Origin of the sequence: Arthrobacter sp. ISL-28 (assembly GCF_018613875.1) — a bacterium.
Taxonomy (GTDB): domain Bacteria; phylum Actinomycetota; class Actinomycetes; order Actinomycetales; family Micrococcaceae; genus Arthrobacter.
The window spans coordinates 93149-113552 of sequence record NZ_JAGGPJ010000003.1 but is presented as its reverse complement, the minus strand read 5'-3'; the positions used below and the strand labels follow the sequence as shown (position 1 = coordinate 113552).

Annotated in this window: 16 protein-coding genes; 4 read left to right on the top strand and 12 right to left on the bottom strand. The window is 66.4% G+C overall.

Annotation, left to right across the window (positions count from 1 at the left end; all coding sequences use genetic code 11):
* Positions 1-10: 10 nt before the first annotated feature.
* From J7E80_RS02180 to J7E80_RS02165, 4 genes are read right to left on the bottom strand one after another with little or no spacing between them, the layout of a single operon-like run.
* Entirely contained in the window at positions 11-1072 is a 1062-nt protein-coding gene (locus J7E80_RS02180; protein WP_215049845.1) for an NAD(P)-dependent alcohol dehydrogenase, read from the bottom strand.
* A 34-nt stretch (positions 1073-1106) separates the two neighbouring features.
* A complete protein-coding gene (locus J7E80_RS02175; protein ID WP_215049844.1) occupies positions 1107-2042 on the bottom strand; it encodes a carbohydrate ABC transporter permease in 936 nt (311 codons plus the stop codon).
* On the bottom strand, positions 2039-3007 hold the full coding sequence (locus tag J7E80_RS02170; protein ID WP_215049843.1) for a carbohydrate ABC transporter permease: 969 nt from the start codon (positions 3005-3007) through the stop codon (positions 2039-2041). Before J7E80_RS02170 ends, J7E80_RS02175 begins: the two co-directional genes overlap by 4 nt.
* A gap of 26 nt (positions 3008-3033) precedes the next feature.
* The gene (locus tag J7E80_RS02165; protein WP_215049842.1) at positions 3034-4380 is read right to left on the bottom strand and encodes a sugar ABC transporter substrate-binding protein; all 1347 of its coding nucleotides are present in this window, start codon (positions 4378-4380) and stop codon (positions 3034-3036) included.
* Between the two features lie 223 nt (positions 4381-4603).
* On the opposite strand from J7E80_RS02165, the gene J7E80_RS02160 reads away from it, so the two are divergent.
* Positions 4604-5554 carry a sugar-binding transcriptional regulator gene (locus J7E80_RS02160; protein WP_215049841.1) on the top strand — a complete coding sequence of 317 codons (951 nt, stop codon included), beginning with the start codon at positions 4604-4606 and terminating at the stop codon, positions 5552-5554.
* Positions 5551-6951 (top strand): xylulokinase, encoded by a 1401-nt coding sequence (gene xylB, locus J7E80_RS02155; RefSeq protein WP_215049840.1) that lies wholly within the window; start codon positions 5551-5553, stop codon positions 6949-6951. Before J7E80_RS02160 ends, xylB begins: the two co-directional genes overlap by 4 nt.
* Here xylB and J7E80_RS02150 read toward each other — a convergent pair.
* From J7E80_RS02150 to J7E80_RS02135, 4 genes are all read right to left on the bottom strand, one after another.
* Positions 6939-7808 carry a triacylglycerol lipase gene (locus tag J7E80_RS02150; RefSeq protein ID WP_215049839.1) on the bottom strand — a complete coding sequence of 290 codons (870 nt, stop codon included), beginning with the start codon at positions 7806-7808 and terminating at the stop codon, positions 6939-6941. The two genes, xylB and J7E80_RS02150, sit on opposite strands and share 13 nt — an antisense overlap.
* Positions 7809-8351: 543 nt before the next feature.
* Positions 8352-9398 (bottom strand): AAA family ATPase, encoded by a 1047-nt coding sequence (locus tag J7E80_RS02145; RefSeq protein WP_215049838.1) that lies wholly within the window; start codon positions 9396-9398, stop codon positions 8352-8354.
* A 78-nt stretch (positions 9399-9476) separates the two neighbouring features.
* Positions 9477-10484 carry a nucleoside hydrolase gene (locus J7E80_RS02140; RefSeq protein WP_215049837.1) on the bottom strand — a complete coding sequence of 336 codons (1008 nt, stop codon included), beginning with the start codon at positions 10482-10484 and terminating at the stop codon, positions 9477-9479.
* Positions 10485-10516: 32 nt separating this feature from the next.
* Positions 10517-11959, bottom strand: a complete 1443-nt coding sequence (locus tag J7E80_RS02135; RefSeq protein WP_215049836.1) for an MFS transporter — start codon at positions 11957-11959, stop codon at positions 10517-10519.
* Positions 11960-12119: 160 nt separating this feature from the next.
* On the opposite strand from J7E80_RS02135, the gene J7E80_RS02130 reads away from it, so the two are divergent.
* On the top strand, positions 12120-12986 hold the full coding sequence (locus J7E80_RS02130; RefSeq protein ID WP_215049835.1) for a ribokinase: 867 nt from the start codon (positions 12120-12122) through the stop codon (positions 12984-12986).
* The gene (locus J7E80_RS02125) at positions 12983-13525 is read left to right on the top strand and encodes an N-acetyltransferase (RefSeq protein WP_215049834.1); all 543 of its coding nucleotides are present in this window, start codon (positions 12983-12985) and stop codon (positions 13523-13525) included. The genes J7E80_RS02130 and J7E80_RS02125 overlap by 4 nt, the downstream gene beginning before the upstream one ends.
* Before the next feature lie 101 nt (positions 13526-13626).
* Here J7E80_RS02125 and J7E80_RS02120 read toward each other — a convergent pair whose 3' ends face one another.
* Genes J7E80_RS02120 through J7E80_RS02105 form a run of 4 tightly spaced genes read right to left on the bottom strand, consistent with a single transcriptional unit; the run spans position 13627 to position 20331 of the window.
* Complete coding sequence (locus tag J7E80_RS02120) at positions 13627-14745, bottom strand: Wadjet anti-phage system protein JetD domain-containing protein (protein WP_215049833.1); 1119 nt, start codon at positions 14743-14745, stop codon at positions 13627-13629.
* Between the two features lie 11 nt (positions 14746-14756).
* On the bottom strand, positions 14757-18191 hold the full coding sequence (locus J7E80_RS02115) for an ATP-binding protein (RefSeq protein WP_215049832.1): 3435 nt from the start codon (positions 18189-18191) through the stop codon (positions 14757-14759).
* On the bottom strand, positions 18188-18862 hold the full coding sequence (locus J7E80_RS02110; protein WP_215049831.1) for a DUF4194 domain-containing protein: 675 nt from the start codon (positions 18860-18862) through the stop codon (positions 18188-18190). Before J7E80_RS02110 ends, J7E80_RS02115 begins: the two co-directional genes overlap by 4 nt.
* On the bottom strand, positions 18859-20331 hold the full coding sequence (locus tag J7E80_RS02105) for a DUF3375 domain-containing protein (protein ID WP_215049830.1): 1473 nt from the start codon (positions 20329-20331) through the stop codon (positions 18859-18861). The genes J7E80_RS02110 and J7E80_RS02105 overlap by 4 nt, the downstream gene beginning before the upstream one ends.
* Between the last annotated feature and the right edge of the window lie 73 nt (positions 20332-20404).

The window sequence follows — 20404 nt, the reverse complement described above, 5'->3', positions numbered from 1 at the left end:
GAGCGGGCTGTCAGCGGCCTGGGTAGACGACGGCTTTGAGCTGGCCGGGCTGTTTGCCCGCTGTGAGTGCTTCTTCGGATTCGGCGAGGCTGAATCTGCCGGTGACGAGGATGTCCAGGTCCACCTGGCCGTCGGCGATGAGCTGGATGGCGAGCGGCCAGGTGTTGGTATAGCGGAAGACGCCGGAGAGCCAGATCTCCCGGTTCTGGATGAACGAAACGGGGAGTTCGACGTCGTCGGCTCCGAGACCCACGAGGATCACCCGGCCGTCCGGTCCGACGGCTTTGATGCCGGAGCGGACGGCCTGCGGGGCGCCGGAGGCGTCGATGAAGGCGTCCACGTCCAGTCCCTCCACGCTGTCGGTTCTGGCGTTGAGCGCGTGGGTCGCGCCGTGTTCCAGGGCGAAGGCCAGGCGGTCCTCGGCGATGTCCGTGATGTAGATTTCGGTGGCGCCGAACGCGCGGGCGGCCTGGGCGGCGATGATCCCGATCGGGCCGGCACCGGCGATCAGCACACGGCTGCCGGGCTTGATTTCCGCCCGCTCACAGGCCCACAGACCGACGGAGAGCGGCTCGATCAGGGCTGCGGCCTCGTCGCTGACGCTGTCGGGGATGTCGTAGGCGAAGTCGCTCTGGATGGTCACGTATTCGGCGAAGGCGCCGTCGACCGGCGGGGTGGCATAGAACTCGATGTCCGGGCAGAGGTTGTAGCGGCCGGCCTTGCACTGCTTGCAGGTGCGGCAGGGCCGCTGGGGTTCGACGGCGACCCGCTGGCCGATGCGGGCGGGATCAACGGCGCTTCCGACGGCGGCGATCCGGCCGGACAGTTCGTGGCCGAGGATCAGCGGGTGGTCCACCACGTAGTCGCCGATCCGCCCGTGTTCGTAGTAGTGGACGTCGCTGCCGCAGACGCCGACGGCGGCGACCTGGACGAGGACCTGGTCGGCGTCGAGCTGCGGGACCGGCAGGGTCTCCATGGCCATGTCGCCCTGGCGCTTCAGGACCGCGGCGCGCATGGTGGCGGGCAGGTCAGGCCGTCCCAGCGCCGGGGATTGGGTGGTTGATGTTGTCATCGAAGTATTCCTCGGGAGTTGAAGGGGCAGTTCGTTACTTCACGGCGCCGAGGGAGAGGCCCTGGACGAGTTTGTCCTGGGCGGCGAAGCCGGCCAACAGCACCGGCAGGGAGATCACAACGGCGGCGGCGCAGACCTTGGCCAGGAACAGGCCCTGGCCTGAGACGAAGCCGGTCAGAAAGACCGGGGCGGTGCCGGCGACGACGCCGGTAAGGACGCGGGCCAGGAGGAGTTCGTTCCAGCTGAAGATGAAGCAGATGAGCGCAGTCGCCGCGATGCCGGGCATTGCCACGGGGGCGATGATCCTGCGCAGAATCAGCAGCAGGCCCGCGCCGTCGATCTGGGCCGCTTCGAGCATTTCCTCGGGGACTTCAGCAAGGAAGGAGCGCATCATCCAGACCGCGATGGGCAGGTTCATGGACGTGTACATCAGGATCAGGAACCAGATGTTGTCCAGAGCACCCACCGTCCTGGCGAACAGGTAGAGCGGCAGGATCGCGGCCACCACTGGCATCATCTTGGTGGAGAGGAAGAAGAACATCACGTCGGTCCACTTCTTCACCGGCCGGATCGAGAGGGCGTAGGCGGCCGGGATGGCCAGCGCCAGCACCAGGACGGTGGAGAGGATCGAGGCGGTCGCGGAGTTGATCAGCGGCGGCCAGGGGCTGACCCCGGACGTGGCGCCGAAGAACTCCCTGTAGGCGTCCAGGGTGAGATCCGCAGCGACGGACGGCGGGTTGGTGGCGGCGTCGTTCTCCGAGTGGAAGGAGGTCAGGATCATCCACAGGACCGGAGTGGCGAAGAGCAGGGCGAGGAGCCAGGCCGCGATGCCGGCGGCGGTGTTGTTCCGGGTGGGGTCCTTCCGGGACTTGCCGCCGAACTTTCCGAAACCGCGGCGGGGGCTGCCGGTGTTGCCGGCAGTGCGGCCGGTGGCTGTGTTGTGTGACCTGGTTGGGGTGAGGGTGCTCATCGTGCTGCTTCCTTCTTGAAGAGCGAGAAAACGGTGCGGAGTGCGAACGTGGCCACGATGATGGTGCCGATGACCACCACGACGCCGGCGGCAGAGGCCAGGCCGTATTCGTTGGCGAAGTAGAACGTCTGGTAGATGGCGTAGGGCAGGTTGGCCGTGCCCAGTCCCCCGGCGGTGAGGGTGAAGACGGCGTCGAAGTTCTGCACGATGTAGATCGCGCCGAGCAGGCCGCCGAGTTCGATGTACTGGCGCAGGTGCGGCAGGGTCAGGTGCCGGAAGATGGCCCAGGGGGTGGCGCCGTCCATCTGCGCGGCCTCCACGGTGTCCATGGGACGCGACTGCAGGCCGGCGAGCAGGATGAGCATCATGAACGGGGTCCACTGCCAGACCAGGGAGACGATCACGGCCATCAGGGGCGCCTGGGAGAGCAGGTCCAACTGGGGCGCAGTATCGCTGCCGAAGAGGGACCAGACCCAGGTGAGGATGCCGTTGATCAGCCCGTACGTCGGGTTCAGCAGGGCGTGCTTCCAGATCAGGGCAGCCGCCACCGGCACCACGAGGAACGGGGCGATCAGCAGGGTGCGGGCCAGGCCCCGGCCGATGAACTTCTTGTCCAGCAGCAGGGCCAGGCCGAGCCCGATGACCAGGCTGGCCAGGACCACGGCGACGGTCAGGAGGATGGTGGTGAAGATGGCCTGGCGGAGGTCCGGGTCGGTGAGGACGGTGGCGTAGTTTTCCAGGCCGGCGAAGGCGGTCTTGTCAGGGCTCAGGCTGTTCCAGCTCAGGAACGAGATGATCAGCGTCACCACGAACGGAAGCTGGGTGACGATGATGAGGAAGATCAGGGCCGGCAGCAGCGGTGCACGCCGTGCCCAGGCCAGTGCGCGTTCACGCGCCCTGGCATCTTTTGAAGGTTTGGAGGCGCTGTGTCCCGGGCGGGAGATGCGCGCCGTTGCGGTAGTCATAATGTTCTCCTGCGGTTCGGTTGAGGTCACTTGTACTTGTTGCCGATCTTCTGTGCGGCCTGCTGGCCCTTGGCCAGCGCCTCGGCCACGGTCCCCTGGCCGGCGATTGCTGAGCTGACGCCCTGGGAGACGCTGGTGCCCAGGGCTGCGAACTCGGGAATGCCGACAAACTGGATGCCGACGGCGGGGCGGGCCTGGGCGCCGGGGTTCTTCGGGTCGGCGTTCTCGATCGCGAAGCGTTCGGCTTTGAAGAACGGCGCAGCCTGCTGGAACTCCGCATTTTCGTAGGTGGAGATGCGCTTGCCGGAGGGGACCTTCGCCCAGCCGAGCTTGGCGGCGACCAGTTCCTCATATTCCCGGGAGCTGGCCCACGCGATGAACTTCCCGGCGGCATCCTGCTTCTTGGACGCCGCCTGCATCGCCCAGGACCAGGTCCACAGCCAGCCCGAGGACTTGGTTTTCTTCACCGGCGCCTGGGCGTAGCCGATCTTTCCCTTGACCGGGGAGGCCTCGGCTTCCAAAGCGCCTGCTGCGGAGGTGGCGTCGTACCACATGGCCACCTTGCCCTGGCTCATGTTGTTCAGGCACTCGGTGAACCCGGCTTGCGCGGCCCCGGCCTCGCCGTGCTTGCGCACCAGGTTGACGTAGAACTCGGTAGCTTCGGTGAACTCAGGCGCGTTGACCTGGGCGTTCCAGTCCTTGTCGTACCAGGTGCCGCCGTAGGTGTTCACCACGGTGGTCAGCGGGGCGAAGACCTGGCCCCAGCCCGGCTGGCCGCGCAGGCAGATGCCGTTCATGCCCGGCTCAGCGCCGTCGGCCTTGGCGGCAAGATCGGCGACCTGGTCCCAGGTGGGCTTTTCCGGCATGGTCAGGCCCTTGGCCTCGAAGATGTCCTTGCGGTACATCAGGAACGAGGACTCCCCGTAGAACGGTTCGCCGTAGAGCTTGCCGTCCTTGCCCGTCAGGGACTCCGTGTAGGCAGGCAGGATGTCCGCCTGGTTGAACTCGGGATCCTTGGCCACGCTGTCCAGCGGCGCCAGCCACTTGTTCTCGGCGAAGAAGGGGATCTCGTAGTTCGACAGGGACGCGACATCGTACTGGCCGGCCTGGCTGGAGAACTCCTGGCTGATCTTGGCCCGGACATCATTCTCCGGCAGGACCGTGTAGTTGACCGCGATCCCGGTTTCCTTGGTGAAATTGTCCGCGGTCAGCCTCTGCAGATCCTCCATCTGGGGGTTGTTCACCATCAGGACATTGATGCTGTTCGGGTCACCTGCGGCAGATCCACCGCCCGCACCGGCGCAGGCCGTGGCGGAAAGTGCGATGCACAGGGCACCGGCAGCCATTGAGGCTGCACGCATGCTGGGACGCATAAGAACTCCTTTGTGCTCAAAAGTCGGATGCCGGTCCGCGCCGCCGTACGGCGGCAGACCGGGTGCGTTCGTTTCAGGGCCGGTGGTGCAGCTTCGGCTCTTCCAGAAGCTTTGCGCTCGTTTGAGCGGATCATTTTGCTCATCTGCAAAGTGACTCTAGTCATATATACTCGTTTGAGCAAGAGGCAATACTCAAATGATCAGATGTGAGAGAGGTGAGCACATGCCCGAGCATTCCCATGAGGAGCTCCTGGCGCGCATCAGCAGCGAGTACTACCTCGAAAACCGTTCCAAGGTAGAGATTGCCGCCAGCTATGACGTTTCCCGGTTCCAGGTGGCCCGGCTGCTCGCCGAGGCCCTGGAGAAGGGCATCGTGGAAATCAAGGTGCATTTCCCGTCCCGCATCTCCAATGCCGATATCCGCCGGATTGAGTCCTCGCTGGGGATAGGCGAGGTGATTGTGGCGGACACTACGGGCGATGTGGCCCAGGCCCGCGGCTTCCTGGCGAAGGCTGCCGCCGCTGAAGTCTCACGCCAGGCACCGGCGGACGGAACCCTGGGCATCTCGTGGTCCCGCACCTTGGATGTGGCCTCGCGGCTGGTCCGGGAGCTTCCCCGGTGCGATATCGTCCAGCTCGCGGGCGCCCTCCCTGCAGAAGGGGACAGCAATCCCTTGGAGCTGATCCAGCGGCTGGGACGTTTGAGCGGCGGGCTCACCTGGCCGCTGTGGTCGCCTCTGGTGGTGGAAGACCCGACGACGGCGGCCGGCTTGCGCCGCCAGCCGGAGATCGCAGGGGCCCTGGCGAAGGCGGACTCACTCGACCTGGCCGTCGTCGCAATCGGTGCCTGGAAGCCCGGCACCTCCACAGTCTGGGAACGCGCCGATGCGGAGGTGCGTGAGGCAGCGGTGGAGGCCGGCGCCGTCGCGGAATGCTCGGGCCGGCTGCTGAACGCAGCAGGTGTCCCCGTCGAATCGGGGCTGGACGAGCAGATCATCGCCGTCACCATCAAGCAGCTGCAGCGGACGCCGAAGGTGATCGCCGTGGCCCAGGGGGAAGCACGGGCGGAAGCCGTGCTGGCAGTGGCCAAGGCCGGTTTCGTCACCACACTGATCGTGGATGCGCCGCTGGCCCAGGCCATAACTGACCTAATCGATGAGGAGAACAGTCAATGAGCGTTGTCGTCGGAGTGGATTCCTCCACACAGTCCTGCAAGGTCCTCGCCGTGGACGCCGAAAGCGGTGACGTCATCTCTTCGGGCACGGCAACCCACCCCGACCTCACGGCGGTGGACCCGCAGGTCTGGACCTCCGCACTGCGGGAAGCATGGCAGTCCGCAGGCCCTGACCGCCTGGGCGGTTCCGTGGCTGCTGCCGGCATCGCTGCCCAGCAGCACGGGATGGTGGCGCTCGACAGCTCCAACACGCCCGTACACGACGCCCTGCTGTGGAACGACACCCGCAGCGCAGAAGACGCAGCGAGACTCCGGGACGAACTTGGGCCTGAAGGGTGGGTTGATGCCGTCAATCTTGTCCCGGTGGCCTCGTTCACCATCTCCAAGCTGGCGTGGCTTGCCCGGAACAGACCGGACGCCGCGGGCCGCGTGGACCAGGTGGTCCTCCCCCACGACTGGCTCAACGGCGCGCTTGGCGGTGAATTCACCACGGACCGCAGCGACGCCTCCGGCACCGGCTACTTTTCCCCGCTCACGAACAGCTACCGGCCTGACCTCGTGGAACGCTTCTTCGGACGTGTTCCGCGCCTTCCGCGCGTCGTCGCCTCGAATGAGCAGGCCGGAACAGTACGGAACGGCTGGGGCATCGACGGCGCCGTCCTCGCCGCCGGAGCCGGCGACAACGCGGCGGCAGCGCTGGGACTCGGCCTGCGCCCCGGCGAGGTGGTCGTCTCCATCGGCACCTCCGGAGCCGTCTTCACGAGCAATCCCTCCGCAATCTCGGATCCCACCGGTGCAGTCGCAGGATTCGCCGACGCTGCGGGCGGCCATCTGCCCCTGCTGGCCATGCTCAACTCCGCCCGCGTCATGGCAGCGGCCGCCTCCCTGCTCGACGTCGACCTGGCGAAGTTTAATTCCTTGGCGCTGGCAGCCGGCAGCGACGCAGGCGGGCTCACGTTCCTGCCTTACTTGGACGGCGAGCGCAGCCCCAACCTTCCGCACGCCACCGGAAGCCTCGCCGGCCTCACCAGAAGCAACATGACGCCGGAGAACCTCGCCCGGGCCTCCGTGCTGGGCGTGCTGAATTCCCTGGCGGACGCGATCGACGTCCTGAGGCAATCCGGCGGGACCCCGGACAAGGTGCTCCTGATCGGCGGTGGGTCCAAGTCGCAGGCCCTGCGCCAGGCCGCGGCGAGCATTTTCAACCTGCCCGTCGAGGTGCCGGCAACCAGGGAATATGTTGCCCTCGGCGCAGCCAAACAGGCCGCGTGGGCAGCCACGGGAGACCTTCCGGACTGGAAGCGAAGCATCGAAGCGGCCTACGAACCTGAGGGAGACTGGGGCTTCGGGGTGCGGGAGCGCTATGCCGAGGCGCGCAGGAGCTTCTACGGCGTGTGAGCTGATCCCAAAACGCAGCTGGGCTGGTAGGCCGGATCAGCGGGGCCGGACGCCTGACCCAGCGCGTGGGCCACGATCTGGTGCACCACGGGGTCGTTGGGGGTCTGGTCATGTTCGAAGATGTCGGCCGGGCACTTGTCCTGGATGGTGATGTTGGTGACCTGCCGTGCCGGACCGTTCAGGAACTGGCTGTTGTAGGGAATGACCACTTCGTCGTAGACCGTGGAGATGACGGTGTAGGAAGGTCCCGCAACGGTGTCGCCGATGGAGTTGAGCTTCTGCATGAAAACCGATCCTGCCTGCTGGTCGGCGCATGCAGCGCAACCCAGCACGCTGTAATCCGGTTCCGGGACAACGCCCGGTGGCGGGACGATCACACCTTCCGTGCCGTGGTTGGAAGGTGCGATGCCAATGAGCTGATGGACATGCTTGGCGCCGCCAAGAAAGTGCATGTAGTAGCGGGGCATCATGCCGCCCTGGCTGTGCCCAACGAGACTCACCTTCCTGGCGCCGGTGGCAGCACGCACCGCATCCACGAACGGGGCGAGCTCCTGGGCTGATTCGGCCACCGGCGCGGTGGCGTACACGCCGTTCGTCTCGCCGTAGTTCAGGGCGAAGACGCAGTACCCGGCACTCTTGAGATGGGGCGACAGCGTGGACCAGTTCTTTTCCATGCTCTCGAAGGTTCCCGGCACCAGAATGACTGGGTAAGGGTGCGCGGCGGATGGCTTGCAGGACCAGTCGTTGGCTCCTGGCGGGGAAATGGAAACAGTGTCAGCCTGGGCGGGAGCCGCGGCCAAGGAGCCGGCAAGGACGGCGGCTGCGGCGATGGACAGGACCTTGGTGAGCAGTGACATGGAAAACCTCTTTGTTCGTGTGTCAGCGTGATGCGGGGCCGGCAGGGGCCGTTCTTCGTCGTATCAACGGAGCGCCGCAAGGGTATTGAAAATGCTAGGCAACCGCACGTCCATGCGGGGCTGGTTGCACGGATGTGCACGAAAAACGGCGTCGTGAAGGGTGCCCGTTTCGGGCGCAGGATACCGGCCCACGCGCCCATAGTTACTGGTCAGTAGCTATTCGGTACAGGCGCGGCTCCACCGCAACCCGCCGACGCGAATGCAAAAACGTTCACTAGGGACATGGGCAGATAACCCATCAGGCGATTCAGGGAAGATCAGATGGTGCCCGGAGGGTCCTCCGGCGAGACCAGGAATCCATGGAGCAGCGATGCCCGGGCGTCTTCGGACTCCCGGTCACCAGCCCGTTGGTGAGCCAGTCGCGGACATGCATCTCCACGTCCGGGATGCGCGGCGGCGCAGTGGGCCTGCTCAGTGGAAAGCGTGAAGCCGGTGACGCGGACGCTGCGGGTCACCGCGAGCCGTCTTGCGGTGGAGCCGTGGTCAGGTCAGCCAGCGCCACCAACGTGGCTGCTGCGGTTCCGGCTCCGGTTCCGGTGTCGGTTCCGGCTCCGGCTTCTCCCCCAAGGCCAGTGCGGCCTCGACGATGTCGTCCGCGGTGAGCGTCATGACGGCCTCACGATCGAGCGCGTCGAGGCTTTGTTTTTCGTCGAGCGACAGACGCAGCGCCTGGCGGTTGAGCGCCTGCTCGAACAGCGTGCGGGCGAACCGTGCATTCCCGGAGTCCTCGCCCGCGTGCAGCCCGGTGAGGATGCGGCGCAGCATCTGGTCCGCACCCGGCTCCAGCGTGTACTCGTGCTGGGCCAGCATCTGGTGGAAGATCGTCTGGAGTGCGTCGACGGAGTAGTCGGGGAACGTGATCTCGCGGGCGAACCGGGAGCGCAGCCCTGGGTTTGAGAGCAAGAAGGACTCCATCAGCCGCGGGTACCCTGCCACGATCACCACCAGGCGGTGGCGGTGGTCCTCCATCCGCTTGAGCAGGACCTCGATCGCCTCGGGGCCGAAGTCCATCCGGCCGTCCTCCGGGGCCAGCGCGTAGGCCTCGTCGATGAACAGGACGCCGTCCAGCGCACGCCGGATCACCCGGTCCGTCTTGATGGCGGTCGCGCCGACATACTGCCCCACCAGGCCCGAACGGTCAACCTCGACCAGGTGGCCTTTCTGCAGTAGACCGACCGCGCGGTACATCTCGGCCAGGAGCCGCGCCACGGTGGTCTTACCCGTGCCCGGGTTTCCGAGGAACACCAGATGCTGTGATGTGGCCACCTCCGGCAGGCCATGCGCCTTACGGCGGGCCTGGACCTGGAGCAGTGCGACGAGGGCCCGCACCTGTTCCTTCACGGTCTCCAGTCCGACCAGCGCGTCGAGCTCGGCCTGCACCTCGGACAGCGGCCGGGCCGGCGCGGGCCTTGCGCCGATGAGATCGCCGACCAGGTCATCGACGCGCTCGGAACCAGGCAGCTTGAGCTGATCGACCAGATGGCCGATGGTTTCGCGCAGTTCGTCGAGCGGATGGCGGCTGGGAGCCATGTATCCACTGTAGCCCTCGATTCCCGACCGGGGCGGGGTTGGCCTGACCAGTATCAGGGCTCGTCCACGCCCACAACCTTATGCGGCCGAACCCGCTGAGGCGAGCGCCGCCGTCGTGCCTTCCCCGTCCTCAAAGAAGTCCAGCAGCGCGTCCACCAGGTGCGGGGCAAACTCCTCCTCGAGCGAGAGCACCACGCGGCACCGCGCGCCCTTCACCTCCGGGTAGCCGGCGTACAACCCGCGCATGTCGCACACCGTCTGCCCGCGGCCTGGTCCGGAGGAGGTGTCGACGGCGGCACGCACCACGGGTGCCAGGGCCGGCTTCACGGCACCGACGGCGAGCGCCGCCGCCAGCGGATCGTGCATGGCGGAGCAGGGCCGGCCGTAAATGCCCTCGTAGAACCGGAAGTAGTAGCCCAGCATCTCCCCCAGCGCCCGCGGCACCGGACCGGACGAGGCCAGCAGTTCCTGCCGGTGGCTTTCCTCGAGCACGTTGGCCATAGTCACGTCCAGCGGCACCAGTGTGATGTCCCAGTCGGCGGACAGCACCAGGGCGGCGGCCTCGGGGTCGTTGGCGATATTCGCCTCCGCCACCGGCGTGATGTTCCCCGGGGCCAGAGCCGCGCCTCCCATGATTGTGATCTCCTCCACCAGCCGGGGCAGCTCCGGTTCCAGCCGCAGCGCCTCGGCAATGTTCGAAAGCGGGCCGATGGCCAGGACCCGCAGCGTGCCGGGGTGCTGGTGGGCGAGCCGCACCAGCATCTCGGCCGCGGTCTCGGCTGCCAGCCCAACAGCGGAAGCGGAAAGCGCAACCTCACCGATCCCGTTCTCGCCGTGCACCCACGGCGCCCCGCCGCCGAAGGAACCGGCGAGCGGATCGTGGGCGCCAAGGGCGACCGGGATGTGCGCGTGCCCGGCGAGCTGGAGCAGGTCCAGGGTGTTGCGGGCGCCGACGGCGGCACTGACGTTGCCGCTGACGGTGCCGATCCCCTGCACGTCCGCCTGCGGGGAGGCGAGCAGGTAGGCCAGGGCGAGGGCGTCGTCGATGCCGGTGTCGCAGTCGAGGTAGAACGGGTGGCTGGTCATGGGAGTGGTTCTCGTTTCAGTTGTAGACGGGATCAGAGGGACTCGCCCTTTGGGGCGGCGACGAAGAGGCTGACGATGAACGCCGCGGCCGTGATGGCCACCGAGATCCAGAGCGCGGTGGCGGAGCCGGCCGAGGTCGCCTGCGCGGCGAACGGCGCCACCACCACGACGCCGAGGCTCGCCCCGATGCCGAAGGAGGCGCCGTTGATGCCGGGCAGGGCCGCGGGGGCTTCCTTGGGCGAGAGCAGGACGGAGAGTCCGTTGATGGCGGTGAGGAAGAAGCCGTTGTAGAAGATGCCGAGGGCTGCGACGGCGATCAGCACGGCAACCTGGTTGTCGGCGAACGTCGCCGCGACGATGGCGCAGGCGAGGCTGAGCCCGGTGCCGGCACGGAGGGTTTTGATCCAGCCGCGGCGGTCGGCGAGCCAGCCGGCGAGGGGTGCGGCGAAGACGCCGATCAGTGCGGCCGGGGTGAGGAACAGCAGGGCGGACAGGGAGGCGCTGAGTCCGAAGCCGTTCTTGGTGTCCTGGCTGAGCAGCACCACGGTGAAGTTGATGATGGCGAAGATCCCGGCGAGGGTCAGCACGGTGGTGGCGATGACGGGCCAGACCTGGCGGGAGCGCAGATGGTGGACGGCGATAAGCGGCTGCTTGCGCTTCTTCTCGATCATCCAGAACGCGGCGAACGACGCCACGGTGCCGGCGAGCAGTGCCAGGGTGCCGGGGGCGGTCCAGCCGGCGGCCGACCCGCCGGAGACGAAGTAGGTGATGAACACCAGGAACACCGAGAGCGAGCCCGCTCCCCACCAGTCCATGGCGCCGCGGACGCCCTGCGGCCGTCCCTGCGGGACGTACCTGAGGATGCAGCTGGCGGCGACGGCGGTGAGCACCAGCACGACAACGAAGATGGACCGGAAGCCGAGGGTCTCGGCCATCAGCCCTCCGACGTATCCGTCCACGCCGCCGACTCCCCCGTTGATGGCGGCGATGATGCCCACGGAGGTGCCGAAGACGCGGGGCTGCAGGTTTTCGCTGAGCACGATGTACGCGAGTGCGAAGACGGCGCTGGACACACCCTGCAGGAAGCGGCCCGCGATGAGCAGCGGCAGGGTCGGGGCCGCGATGCAGAGGAGGGTGCCGGCGCCCATGATGGCCAGCACCAGCAGGAGGGCTGCGCGGCGGCCGATGAAGTCGCTCCACCGGCCGATCACGGGCCCGGCGATGGCGCCGGCCAGGAAGAACATCGACTGGACGGGGGCGGCGCTCTCGGCGCCCTTGCCGAAGTCGGCGGCGATCTGCGGCAGCGCCGGGGTGACCATGCTGGCGTTGAGCTGGAAGGACAGCACGCCCAGCAGCAGCGAGGAGATCAGCAGGGCGGCGCGGCGGCCGGAGAGCCTGGCGGCGTCGTCCTGAAGTACGACGGCGGCAGCGGCTTCCGCGGGAGGCGCGGCTGCCGCGGGGGTCGGGGTGTTCACATCAAACTCCTTTGTTCGAGCAGGCTTTGGGGGGAAGGACAGCTTTTCGGGATGGCGGCTCGAGTTGTTATACAACCACGTATGACGAGCGAGTACAACCATGCGCTACACTTTTTTCTAATCCGGCCGCTTCCCGGCTTCCCCACGAGAGAGACTTCCCATGAGCAATGCACTTCCTGCCGTCACCGTGGTCGGCAGCATCAACCTGGACCTGATCGCCACCGCCGAGCGGCTTCCGACGGCGGGCGAAACCATCGGCGGCGCTGTGCTGTCCGAGCAGCCCGGCGGCAAGGGCGCCAACCAGGCCGCGGCGGCTGCCCGGCTGGGCGGCACTGCCCGGATGGTGGGCGCCGTGGGCAATGACGCGCAGGGGCGGAAGATGCTGGACGCGCTGGCGAATGCCGGCGTGGATACCGCGGACGTTGCCGTCCTGCCGGAGCCGACCGGAACCGCGCTGATCGTGGTGGACCGCGAGGGTGAAAACCAGATTGTGGTGTGCCCGGGCGCCAACTCGCACCTGTCGCTGGACGGGGTGGAGTTCGGCCCGGAGGAGGCGGTGCTGTGCCAGCTGGAGGTGGGCTTGCCCGTGGTGCTGGAGGCCGCCCGGAAGGCCCGGGGTTTCTTTGTGCTGAACGCGGCGCCGGCCATGGACCTGCCGGCGGAGCTGCTGGTGCGGTGCGATCTGGTGATCGTCAACGAAAGCGAATATGCCCTGATCCCGGCCCTGGCGGAGGCGAAGCTGGTAGCGGTCACGTACGGCGGCGACGGCTCGGCGATGTTCGAACACGGCCGGAAGGTGGCCGAGGCGCCTTCCGCTGCGGTGGCGGTGGCGAACACCGTGGGAGCCGGCGACGCGTTCTGCGCCGCCCTGGTCCTGGCGCTGCGGAGCGGGCTCGACTACAACCGGGCCCTGGCCGTGGCCAACGCGGTGGGTGCCCATGCCGTGGGCGAATCGTCCTCGCAGCCGGATTTGGCACGGCTGGGCCACTACGTGGAGCAGACCGCTCCCGCAGCGGACGCGCTGTGATTGCGGCACTGCCGACAACTGTCACGCTGCGGCGGGCGGTGCCAGCCGACTTTCCGGAGGTCCGGCGGATCACCCGCGGCGCGTACCTGCGGGCCGGGCACTTCGCGGCCGACCATCCGTACATGAGCGTGCTGGAGAACGTCGAGCACCGCGCCGAACACGCGGAGGTGTGGGTGGCGGAGGCCGCCGGCAAGGCGGTCGCGGCGGTGACGCTGACGTTCGCCGGCCAGCCGTACAGCGAGATCGCGCAGAACGGGGAGCTGGAGTTCCGGATGCTGGCGGTGGACCCTGCGCATCAGGGCATCGGCGTGGGCCGGGCCGTGGTGCGGGAAATTGTGGAGCACGCCCGGCAGCTGCCCGGCATCGACGCGATCAGCATCACCAGCGCCACGCTCATGGAACGCGCCCACGGCCTCTACCGGTCGCTGGGCTTCCGCCGGATGCCGGAGCGGGACTGGTACGTGCCGGGCGAGGACGTGCTGCTGTGGGTGTTCCGGTTGGAGCTGGGATCGTCCGCGGCTGCTTCAACCCTGAATTGAGCCCTTACTCGAGGCACCAGTCTCAGCCCGCGACAACAAATTCAACCCGCCGCACAATGACGGTCGGGCCCCTGGAACGGAAGTAGACCAAGCGCAGCCGGTCAGCGCCCTGTCGAAATGAGCGCATCCATGGCAGTCATCCAGTCGATTCGTTCCTGTTCGAGACGCACGTTGCCGCGTATTGCCAGCTGTTCCACCATGGCAATCTCGTCCGGCAGAAGGTGCCGCATGGTCCCAACGGCCGGCTTGGGCTCGTGCCCGCACAGGTCCTTAAATGCGTCTAAAGTGGCCAGGTCCATCAACACAGTGCTGACAGCTATATGTTGGGCCCGTAACCGGTTCAAAATGCCAAAACCGTGGCTGTCCAGGTCGCCCCAGTACACAACTCCAACGTCGCGAATCCACGGGATGCGGGCCAACCGGTCCACGGCGTAGCCGGAGCCATGGACCACCACAGCACCCCGTAGAGGTGGCATGGCCAACACGGACTCCAGGTTCTCAAACACGTAGACCACCTCAGGGCTTAGGTCCATAGCGGCTAACTCCGTGACCGGTGCAGCCAGATCCGCCAACCCGCCCGGCGCCAGAGCGGGGTCGAGGAAACGGACGCGGACAAGGTCCGGTTTGTCCGCCAGTCCCAAACCGCTTGCACCCGTGGCGGCTTCATGCAGCCGCGTGACGAGGGGTCTGTACTTCTGGACCCATTTAGTGTCGACTCCGCGGATGGGCAACTGGCGGATGTACAGTCCAGACGCCGGATGGACGCTGAGCCATTCCAGTACCCCGAAGAGCCGAGTGAAGTCTTCGGGAGCCAAGGCGGCAAGTTCCACGACACTGCGGCCCACCACGGTCGCAAACCGGTCCGTATGAGGCAGCGGCACCGAGTCGAGCAGTGCCTTTGCCCTGGAGAATGCCCGTTGCCAGTGGGTGGTTTTGCCGGCAAATGCCGCGACAGCCGCCGGGGTGTCGAGTTGCACACGGTGGGGAATCCTCTGCTGGCCCAGGCTGGCCCAGCGGCGTTCCGTCCACAACACGTCGGCTGTTCCTTCCCACGACTTGGCCCAATCAACGGCAGCGGACACGGAGGCCAATGCCTGTGCTTCGGTGGGCGGATGCAAAGGGATGCCGAAGGGAAGCGACGCGTCGTCGCCGACGGCCCACGAGCCAACGTGGCGGTTGTATTTCTTGAGCGCCAGCGCGGCCGCCCCGGCAGGAGTCACAGGCATAAGGCTCAAAACAGCGCGCCCTTCTCTGCCGGATCTTCAGCGTCCGCGGTTTCCAGTACCCCTGTGCCCGCTGGCTGCTCCCGGCCCGGCACTTCGGCGGGCGGTGGCGCAGAGCCCTGACCGCCGTCGTCGTCCATGGAGAGGGAACCGATGCGGGAGTCCTGGAACTCCCGGCAGGTGACCACGGCCATGCCCCCGATGTAGTCCTCCAGCGTTTGCAGGAGTTTCAGCGGGGTTGCGAGCACCATGTGGAACCCGAACTCCGTGAAGACGTCCATGGCGATGCGCGTGAAGTTGCTGTCCGCCTTATCGAACGCCTCGTCCATGATGACGGTGCCATAGCGCGGCACGTCCTCGCCGTCGCCGGCCAGCTGATAGCGCAGGGCCGCGGCCAGACAAAACGTGACAAGCTTTTGTCGCTGGCCGCCGGAGAGGCCCGCGCTGGAGTCGTACACATTGAGCTGCCTGCCGGCGGCGTCTACTTCCGTGGCGGTGAAGCGCACGTGAAGCCGGGTGTCCAGGCATTGGTTCCGCCAGGAGGTGTCGCCGGGTTCGCTCGAGGCGAGTTTCTCCATGATGCGCCGCATGACTTCGAACTTGGCTTCGGCATCGTCGCGGCTCTGGGCCACCCATGAGCCCGTACTGATGTCCTGCAGGTCGCTGAGGAACTTCCTGCCCAGCTCGCCCCGGTTCTCCTTGACAACGATCTTCAGGAACCGCCCGGCGTCGAAGGCAGACCGTTTGAGGGAGCCGTTGATGGGGGCCACCCTGTCGCGCACTTCCAAGGGCGCGCGGCGGATCTCATTGGCCAATGTGGCCACATTTTGCTGCGACTGGCGTTCCATGAGTTCGAAGAACCGGGTCTCAAAGTCCGGCAGGCGGTCCGCGACAAGCTGCTCCAACAGAGCAAGATATCCGCCACCATCCTCCACCTGGTCGGTCAAGTCCCCGGCTTTGGCGGGCCAAAGACGCCGGAACTCTCCCGCCAGCGATGCGAAGGCTGTTCGGGCGGCTGCGGCCTGGGACGTGGCCTGCTTTTCCTCCGCGCTCAACCCAGTGGCCACCGTCAGTGCGACTTCGTCGATCACCTCGTGGACAATGCTGCGGCGCTGCCTCAGGAACCGTTCCCGCAGACTGGCTGCAAGCTCCTCAGGCACGTCGGCCGACGCGGCAACGCGCGGGCCAAGCTCCAACACGATACGGTCCAGTCCCACCAGTTGGGTTTTGACCTCGGCCATCGACTCCATGGCTGCCTGCTGGGCCTTCTGCGCGGCCGCCCACCGCGTCTTGGCCTCCTTCGCGGCGGCTTCGGCTGCGCGAAGGTCGCCGCTCGCGGCGAGGATCTCTGCCAGCCGTTCTTTGTGGCTCTCCACCCGGGCGCGAGCCCGGCCAGCATCCAGTTGGTCCCAGCCGTGGGTTTCAGTCAATGCCAACGCCTCAGCGCGTAGGCGCTCGGCCTCGCGCCGATTCTCAGCGGCGTCGACCCTGTCGGCGAGTTGGTCAGCCGTTGCTCGGGCGGCCTGGACGAGTGAACTCAGGAGCTCCAGTTTGTCGGCGTTGTCGAATCCGAGCACCCACGTTGAGCGGTCATCCACTCGTGAGCGATCGTCTTTTTCATGTCGGATGCGTGAGCGTTTGACCTGCCCGGCACGGGTGACGGCTTTCTCCGAACCGCCGAGTTCCGCGGGCGAATCGACGCATTCGTAGTCATAGTTGCCGGACAGGACCGCGTGCAGCCACCCGGCCATGGGACCATCGGCAACCTGGACCCGCGAGACCAGAGACCGCTCGGTCCGCGCGGCCCGCGGCGGTTCTGACCGTCCGGGAACGGACTCGAAGACCAGCCGGGCGCCCAGAAATAGCCCGTCGACGGCGTCGCGCACGCGGTCAATGTGCTTCTCCGGGACGAGCATGACGGTGGCCAGCGGGCGCAGCACCCGCTCGATGGCTCCGGACCAGTCCGCGAATTCCTTCCGGACCTCCAACAGCTCACCGGCGAACGGAAACGCCGACGCCGGCAGGCCCGCCGCTTCTGCTACGACGGACCTCGCGGTGACCAGCCTGTCGCCGAGATTGGACCGTCGGCCGCGCAGGGATTTGAGCTCCGTTTCGAGGTCGCGGACCTTCGCTTTGGCCGCACCGCGGGCCTCGTGGAGCTCATTGATGGTCTGTCTGCTGGCCGCCCGGGCGGCATCCAGGCCGCTGCGTTCGGTGCGGGCCGCGGCCCGAAGTTCCTCATACTCTTCGAAGCTGGCAGGGAAGCTAATGCCCACCGCCTCTAACTTCGAGGCCAGCTCGGCGCGCCGCCCCAGGACATCGCGTTCGCGTTCCTGTACCAGGTCCACCTGTGTCTGTTGGTCGCGCAAGGCCTGCCCGCCGTGGCCGTCCACTTGCCGGCGGGCGGCCGAGTGAGCCTCTTCCAATTCCGCCGTGGTGGCGGCCGCCAAATCGACGTCGTGTTGGGCGGTCAGCGCGGCAGACTCGGCGGCCGCTTTGGCGTCCTTGGCCAGCTTGAGCTTCCATTCATCCCTAAAGCTGGTCAACGCCGCGGAAAGTGCGGCGGCTTCGGTGGCGCGGGCGCTGTTCAGCCCGAACGCGCGGGCCGGTTCCTCCATCCCCCGCAGATGTTCCACCTGCTCGCGCGCTTCCACCACCAGCCGGTGGGCCTCGGACAATTCGCCGAACTGCGCCACTGCGGTAATGGCGATGTCGAACGTCTTTGGCCTGTCCAGCATGAATTGGCGGAATAGGTCATCAAGGCTGCCCAGCGACTTGGCCGATTGCGTCTTGTGCAGCAGAAGCACGGCATTTTCGCCGGAGATGCCCATCAGGCGGCAGAAGCGGCTGGCAAAGGCCGAATGCTTGTCGGTGACGTACGCGGCCGGCCAGGTGGTCTTGATGCGCCGGGTCTCGACGCCGTTGCGAAGGTAGTCGACAAAACCGGTGAGCGTCGCATCCTCCTGCAGGAGGATGCTCAATTCGCTGACGTCAGCAGGCGTGTTGGAGCCTCGGCGCAGGTGGTACAGCTTGAGCAACAGCAACGGCTTAGCCCCTGTGTTGTCGCTGTAGCGCAGCAGGATGCCGCTAAACGTGGCGCCGGTGCGCAGATATTCCGCACGCACTTCGCCCGTTTCGTCATCTGCGCTGCGCCGCCATGCGCCGCGGATGTAGCTCACAAGCGTCCGGTCTTCTCCCCGGGCGGAGGTGTCCTGGGCGGCCGCGTTGAAGTGCAGCTTTCCGCGAGGCGTCAGCACGGCTGAGATGGCGTCGACCAGCGACGACTTTCCCGAGCCGGAGTGACCCGTCAGTAGGAAGCCCTTCCGTGCGATGTCCAGGCCGTGATGTCCTTGGAACGTCCCCCAGTTGAGCAACTCCACCCGTTCCAGCCGCCACTGACCGGTCCGGATGCCTGGCGCCGTGGCCGGCATCGTCATGCTCATTCTGTCTCCTCATCGGTGTCGGGCAGTTCTGCGGAGCCGGGCTCCACCTCCGCAGCCAGCCGCCGGTACTCCGCCTGCACGGCTGCAATCTCCTCCGCACCAAAGACGAGCCTCAAGACGGGCGAGACCTCGAAACGGCCCTCCGTGCTGGTTGCAGCCAACAGCCCGTATTTGACCATTTTTTGCCAGGACGAGTTGATTCGTTTGGAGAATCCCGCGATGTCGGCGTTGTCTTTCCCTCGGTAAACCTGTAGCTGATCGGTCACCTCGTCCGCCCCGACGATGGTTTTCCGACCGCCGCTTTCCTGCAGTAGCGTCTGCCGCAGGTGGAGCAGCAGCGCCGTGTCCAGGAACGTCAGCGTGGCGGTGCGCATGACCTTTGGCGCGTCAACGTCCGCGGAGGTGTTGCGGACGAAGGCGACCTGTGCGGCGTGATCGGTGACAAGGTCCAAGAACAGGTCGGCCAAGCTGGACCGGACGGCGTCCTCGTCGGACAAGAGCGCCGTCCAGAGGTTCCCGTGCCGGGAAGCGGAGAGATAGGGGCCCCGCAGAAGCTGGACGAGGACGCGGCGGGAGGGCTCGCGCAGGGTGCCTTTGTCGCCATCCCACAGCACGACGTCGGACACCGACTCCTCGCCTCCGGCCGGTCCGGGTACGCCTGATTCACTCACGGGTGGATCCTTTCGGTGAAGAGGTAGCGGCCAACGGTGCCGCGGCGCGTGGTGGCGGAGTCGTTGGTGGAGGGTGCCGGAGGCTGCCAGGTGACGTCTTCACGGCCGCTTAGCGCGGTGGCGTGCTCTTCGGCGAGCACTAGGAGTCCGACGACGCTTGCCACACCTTGGGTGGCCGGACGATCAGCCAAAACGTCGGCAATGGTGGCGGAGCTTTGCCGACTCAGCACGGCATTTATATTCCCGGTCAATTCGATCATGTCGATCTCGGAGGCGCGGGCCAAAGCCCGGAGTTCCTCAATGTCCACTGTCTCGGCGTCATGCTCGGTGATCTCGCCAGCGGCTTCGAAGTCGGCCGGATTGTGCAGGTTTAAAGCGGCCACTGAATTGAGCGGAACACTAGTCAGGTCCAGCGACAATTCCGTCTTGGCATAGGGCTTCACCGACTGCGAGGTCTCTAAAGCTTGCCGCAATGCAGAACGCAGCCGCTGGTTGATCAGCCGGTCCTGTTCGAGTTCCTGGGACTGGACAAAGCGGCGCAGGCTGCGGCTGAACGCAGTCATGACGGCATGGATTTCGGAGCTACGGTCCTGGAGCGTGGGCAGAATCCGGCGCAGGATCCTCACTTGCGCCGCGGAGAGCCGGGACGTGAATTCCCTGTCCATGATGGTGTCGATGCTGTCCTCGAAATCACGTCCCTGTTCCGGGTCAAGCAGTAAAGCGTAGAAGCCGGAAAAGCTCCGTCCAGCCTCTGACTCGGCCACGAGATCAACACCGCGGAAGATGTCATCCAGGACGCTGCCGCGCGGGCCATCCTGTTCGATCAGCCGTTCCCGCAGGTCCCTGTTGAGTTGCTCAAGCTCGGACCGGACCCGGGCAAAATCACTGGGTATTTCTTCAATGAGCGACAGTACGTCGCGCAGCCGTTCAGCGGCCTGCTCTGCGGACAGCACGTCGACGTCCCCGCCGGCGGCACGCTCGATCTGGGCATCGATGCGGGCGCGTTCCTCATGCAATGCCCGCAGCCGCGACGTACTGTCCGGGTCTGTCTCGCGGGCCAGCACGCGCACCCTGTCCAGGATGGTGGCAAGACGCGATTCGGTCACGGCCTGTCGTGGCTCAGACAACTCGGTCACAAAGCGAATGGCCTGCAGGGAACCGAGCGACAACTCAAAGGTCTCCTCGCGGGATCCCTCTGCCGTGCGACGGATCAGGATGCCGTCATTACGCCATGCCGTGCAATATGCCTGAGCCGTCTGCGGCAGGTCGAAGCCATTGCCCCGCAGCTCCTCCAGGTCCTCCTCAACCTGCTCAAAGAGCGTCGGTGCCGCCAACCGCCGTTGCTCGCCGCCCAGATGCTTGCTCAGCACAGCCACGGCGATGGCTGCGTTGTTCGCACGGAGCAGACGCCACGCAGGGTCCTCGCTCAAAAGGCGGGAGGCCGTGAGGGCGGCGCGGAGAACAGTCATGCGTCTCACACTAGCCAATGGCGCTGACAATGATTCCTTGCCCGATAAGCCCGAAGCCCTCAAGGGTAAGAGT

Bases quoted from the DNA above. Each gene is read 5' to 3' on its own strand.
- J7E80_RS02180 (WP_215049845.1), bottom strand. From the start codon at position 1,072: ATGACAACATCAACCACCCAATCCCCGGCGCTGGGACGGCCTGACCTG.
- J7E80_RS02175 (WP_215049844.1), bottom strand. From the start codon at position 2,042: ATGAGCACCCTCACCCCAACCAGGTCACACAACACAGCCACCGGCCGC.
- J7E80_RS02170 (WP_215049843.1), bottom strand. From the start codon at position 3,007: ATGACTACCGCAACGGCGCGCATCTCCCGCCCGGGACACAGCGCCTCC.
- J7E80_RS02165 (WP_215049842.1), bottom strand. From the start codon at position 4,380: ATGCGTCCCAGCATGCGTGCAGCCTCAATGGCTGCCGGTGCCCTGTGC.
- J7E80_RS02160 (WP_215049841.1), top strand. From the start codon at position 4,604: ATGCCCGAGCATTCCCATGAGGAGCTCCTGGCGCGCATCAGCAGCGAG.
- xylB (WP_215049840.1), top strand. From the start codon at position 5,551: ATGAGCGTTGTCGTCGGAGTGGATTCCTCCACACAGTCCTGCAAGGTC.
- J7E80_RS02150 (WP_215049839.1), bottom strand. From the start codon at position 7,808: ATGTCACTGCTCACCAAGGTCCTGTCCATCGCCGCAGCCGCCGTCCTT.
- J7E80_RS02145 (WP_215049838.1), bottom strand. From the start codon at position 9,398: ATGGCTCCCAGCCGCCATCCGCTCGACGAACTGCGCGAAACCATCGGC.
- J7E80_RS02140 (WP_215049837.1), bottom strand. From the start codon at position 10,484: ATGACCAGCCACCCGTTCTACCTCGACTGCGACACCGGCATCGACGAC.
- J7E80_RS02130 (WP_215049835.1), top strand. From the start codon at position 12,120: ATGAGCAATGCACTTCCTGCCGTCACCGTGGTCGGCAGCATCAACCTG.
- J7E80_RS02115 (WP_215049832.1), bottom strand. From the start codon at position 18,191: ATGAGCATGACGATGCCGGCCACGGCGCCAGGCATCCGGACCGGTCAG.
- J7E80_RS02105 (WP_215049830.1), bottom strand. From the start codon at position 20,331: ATGACTGTTCTCCGCGCCGCCCTCACGGCCTCCCGCCTTTTGAGCGAG.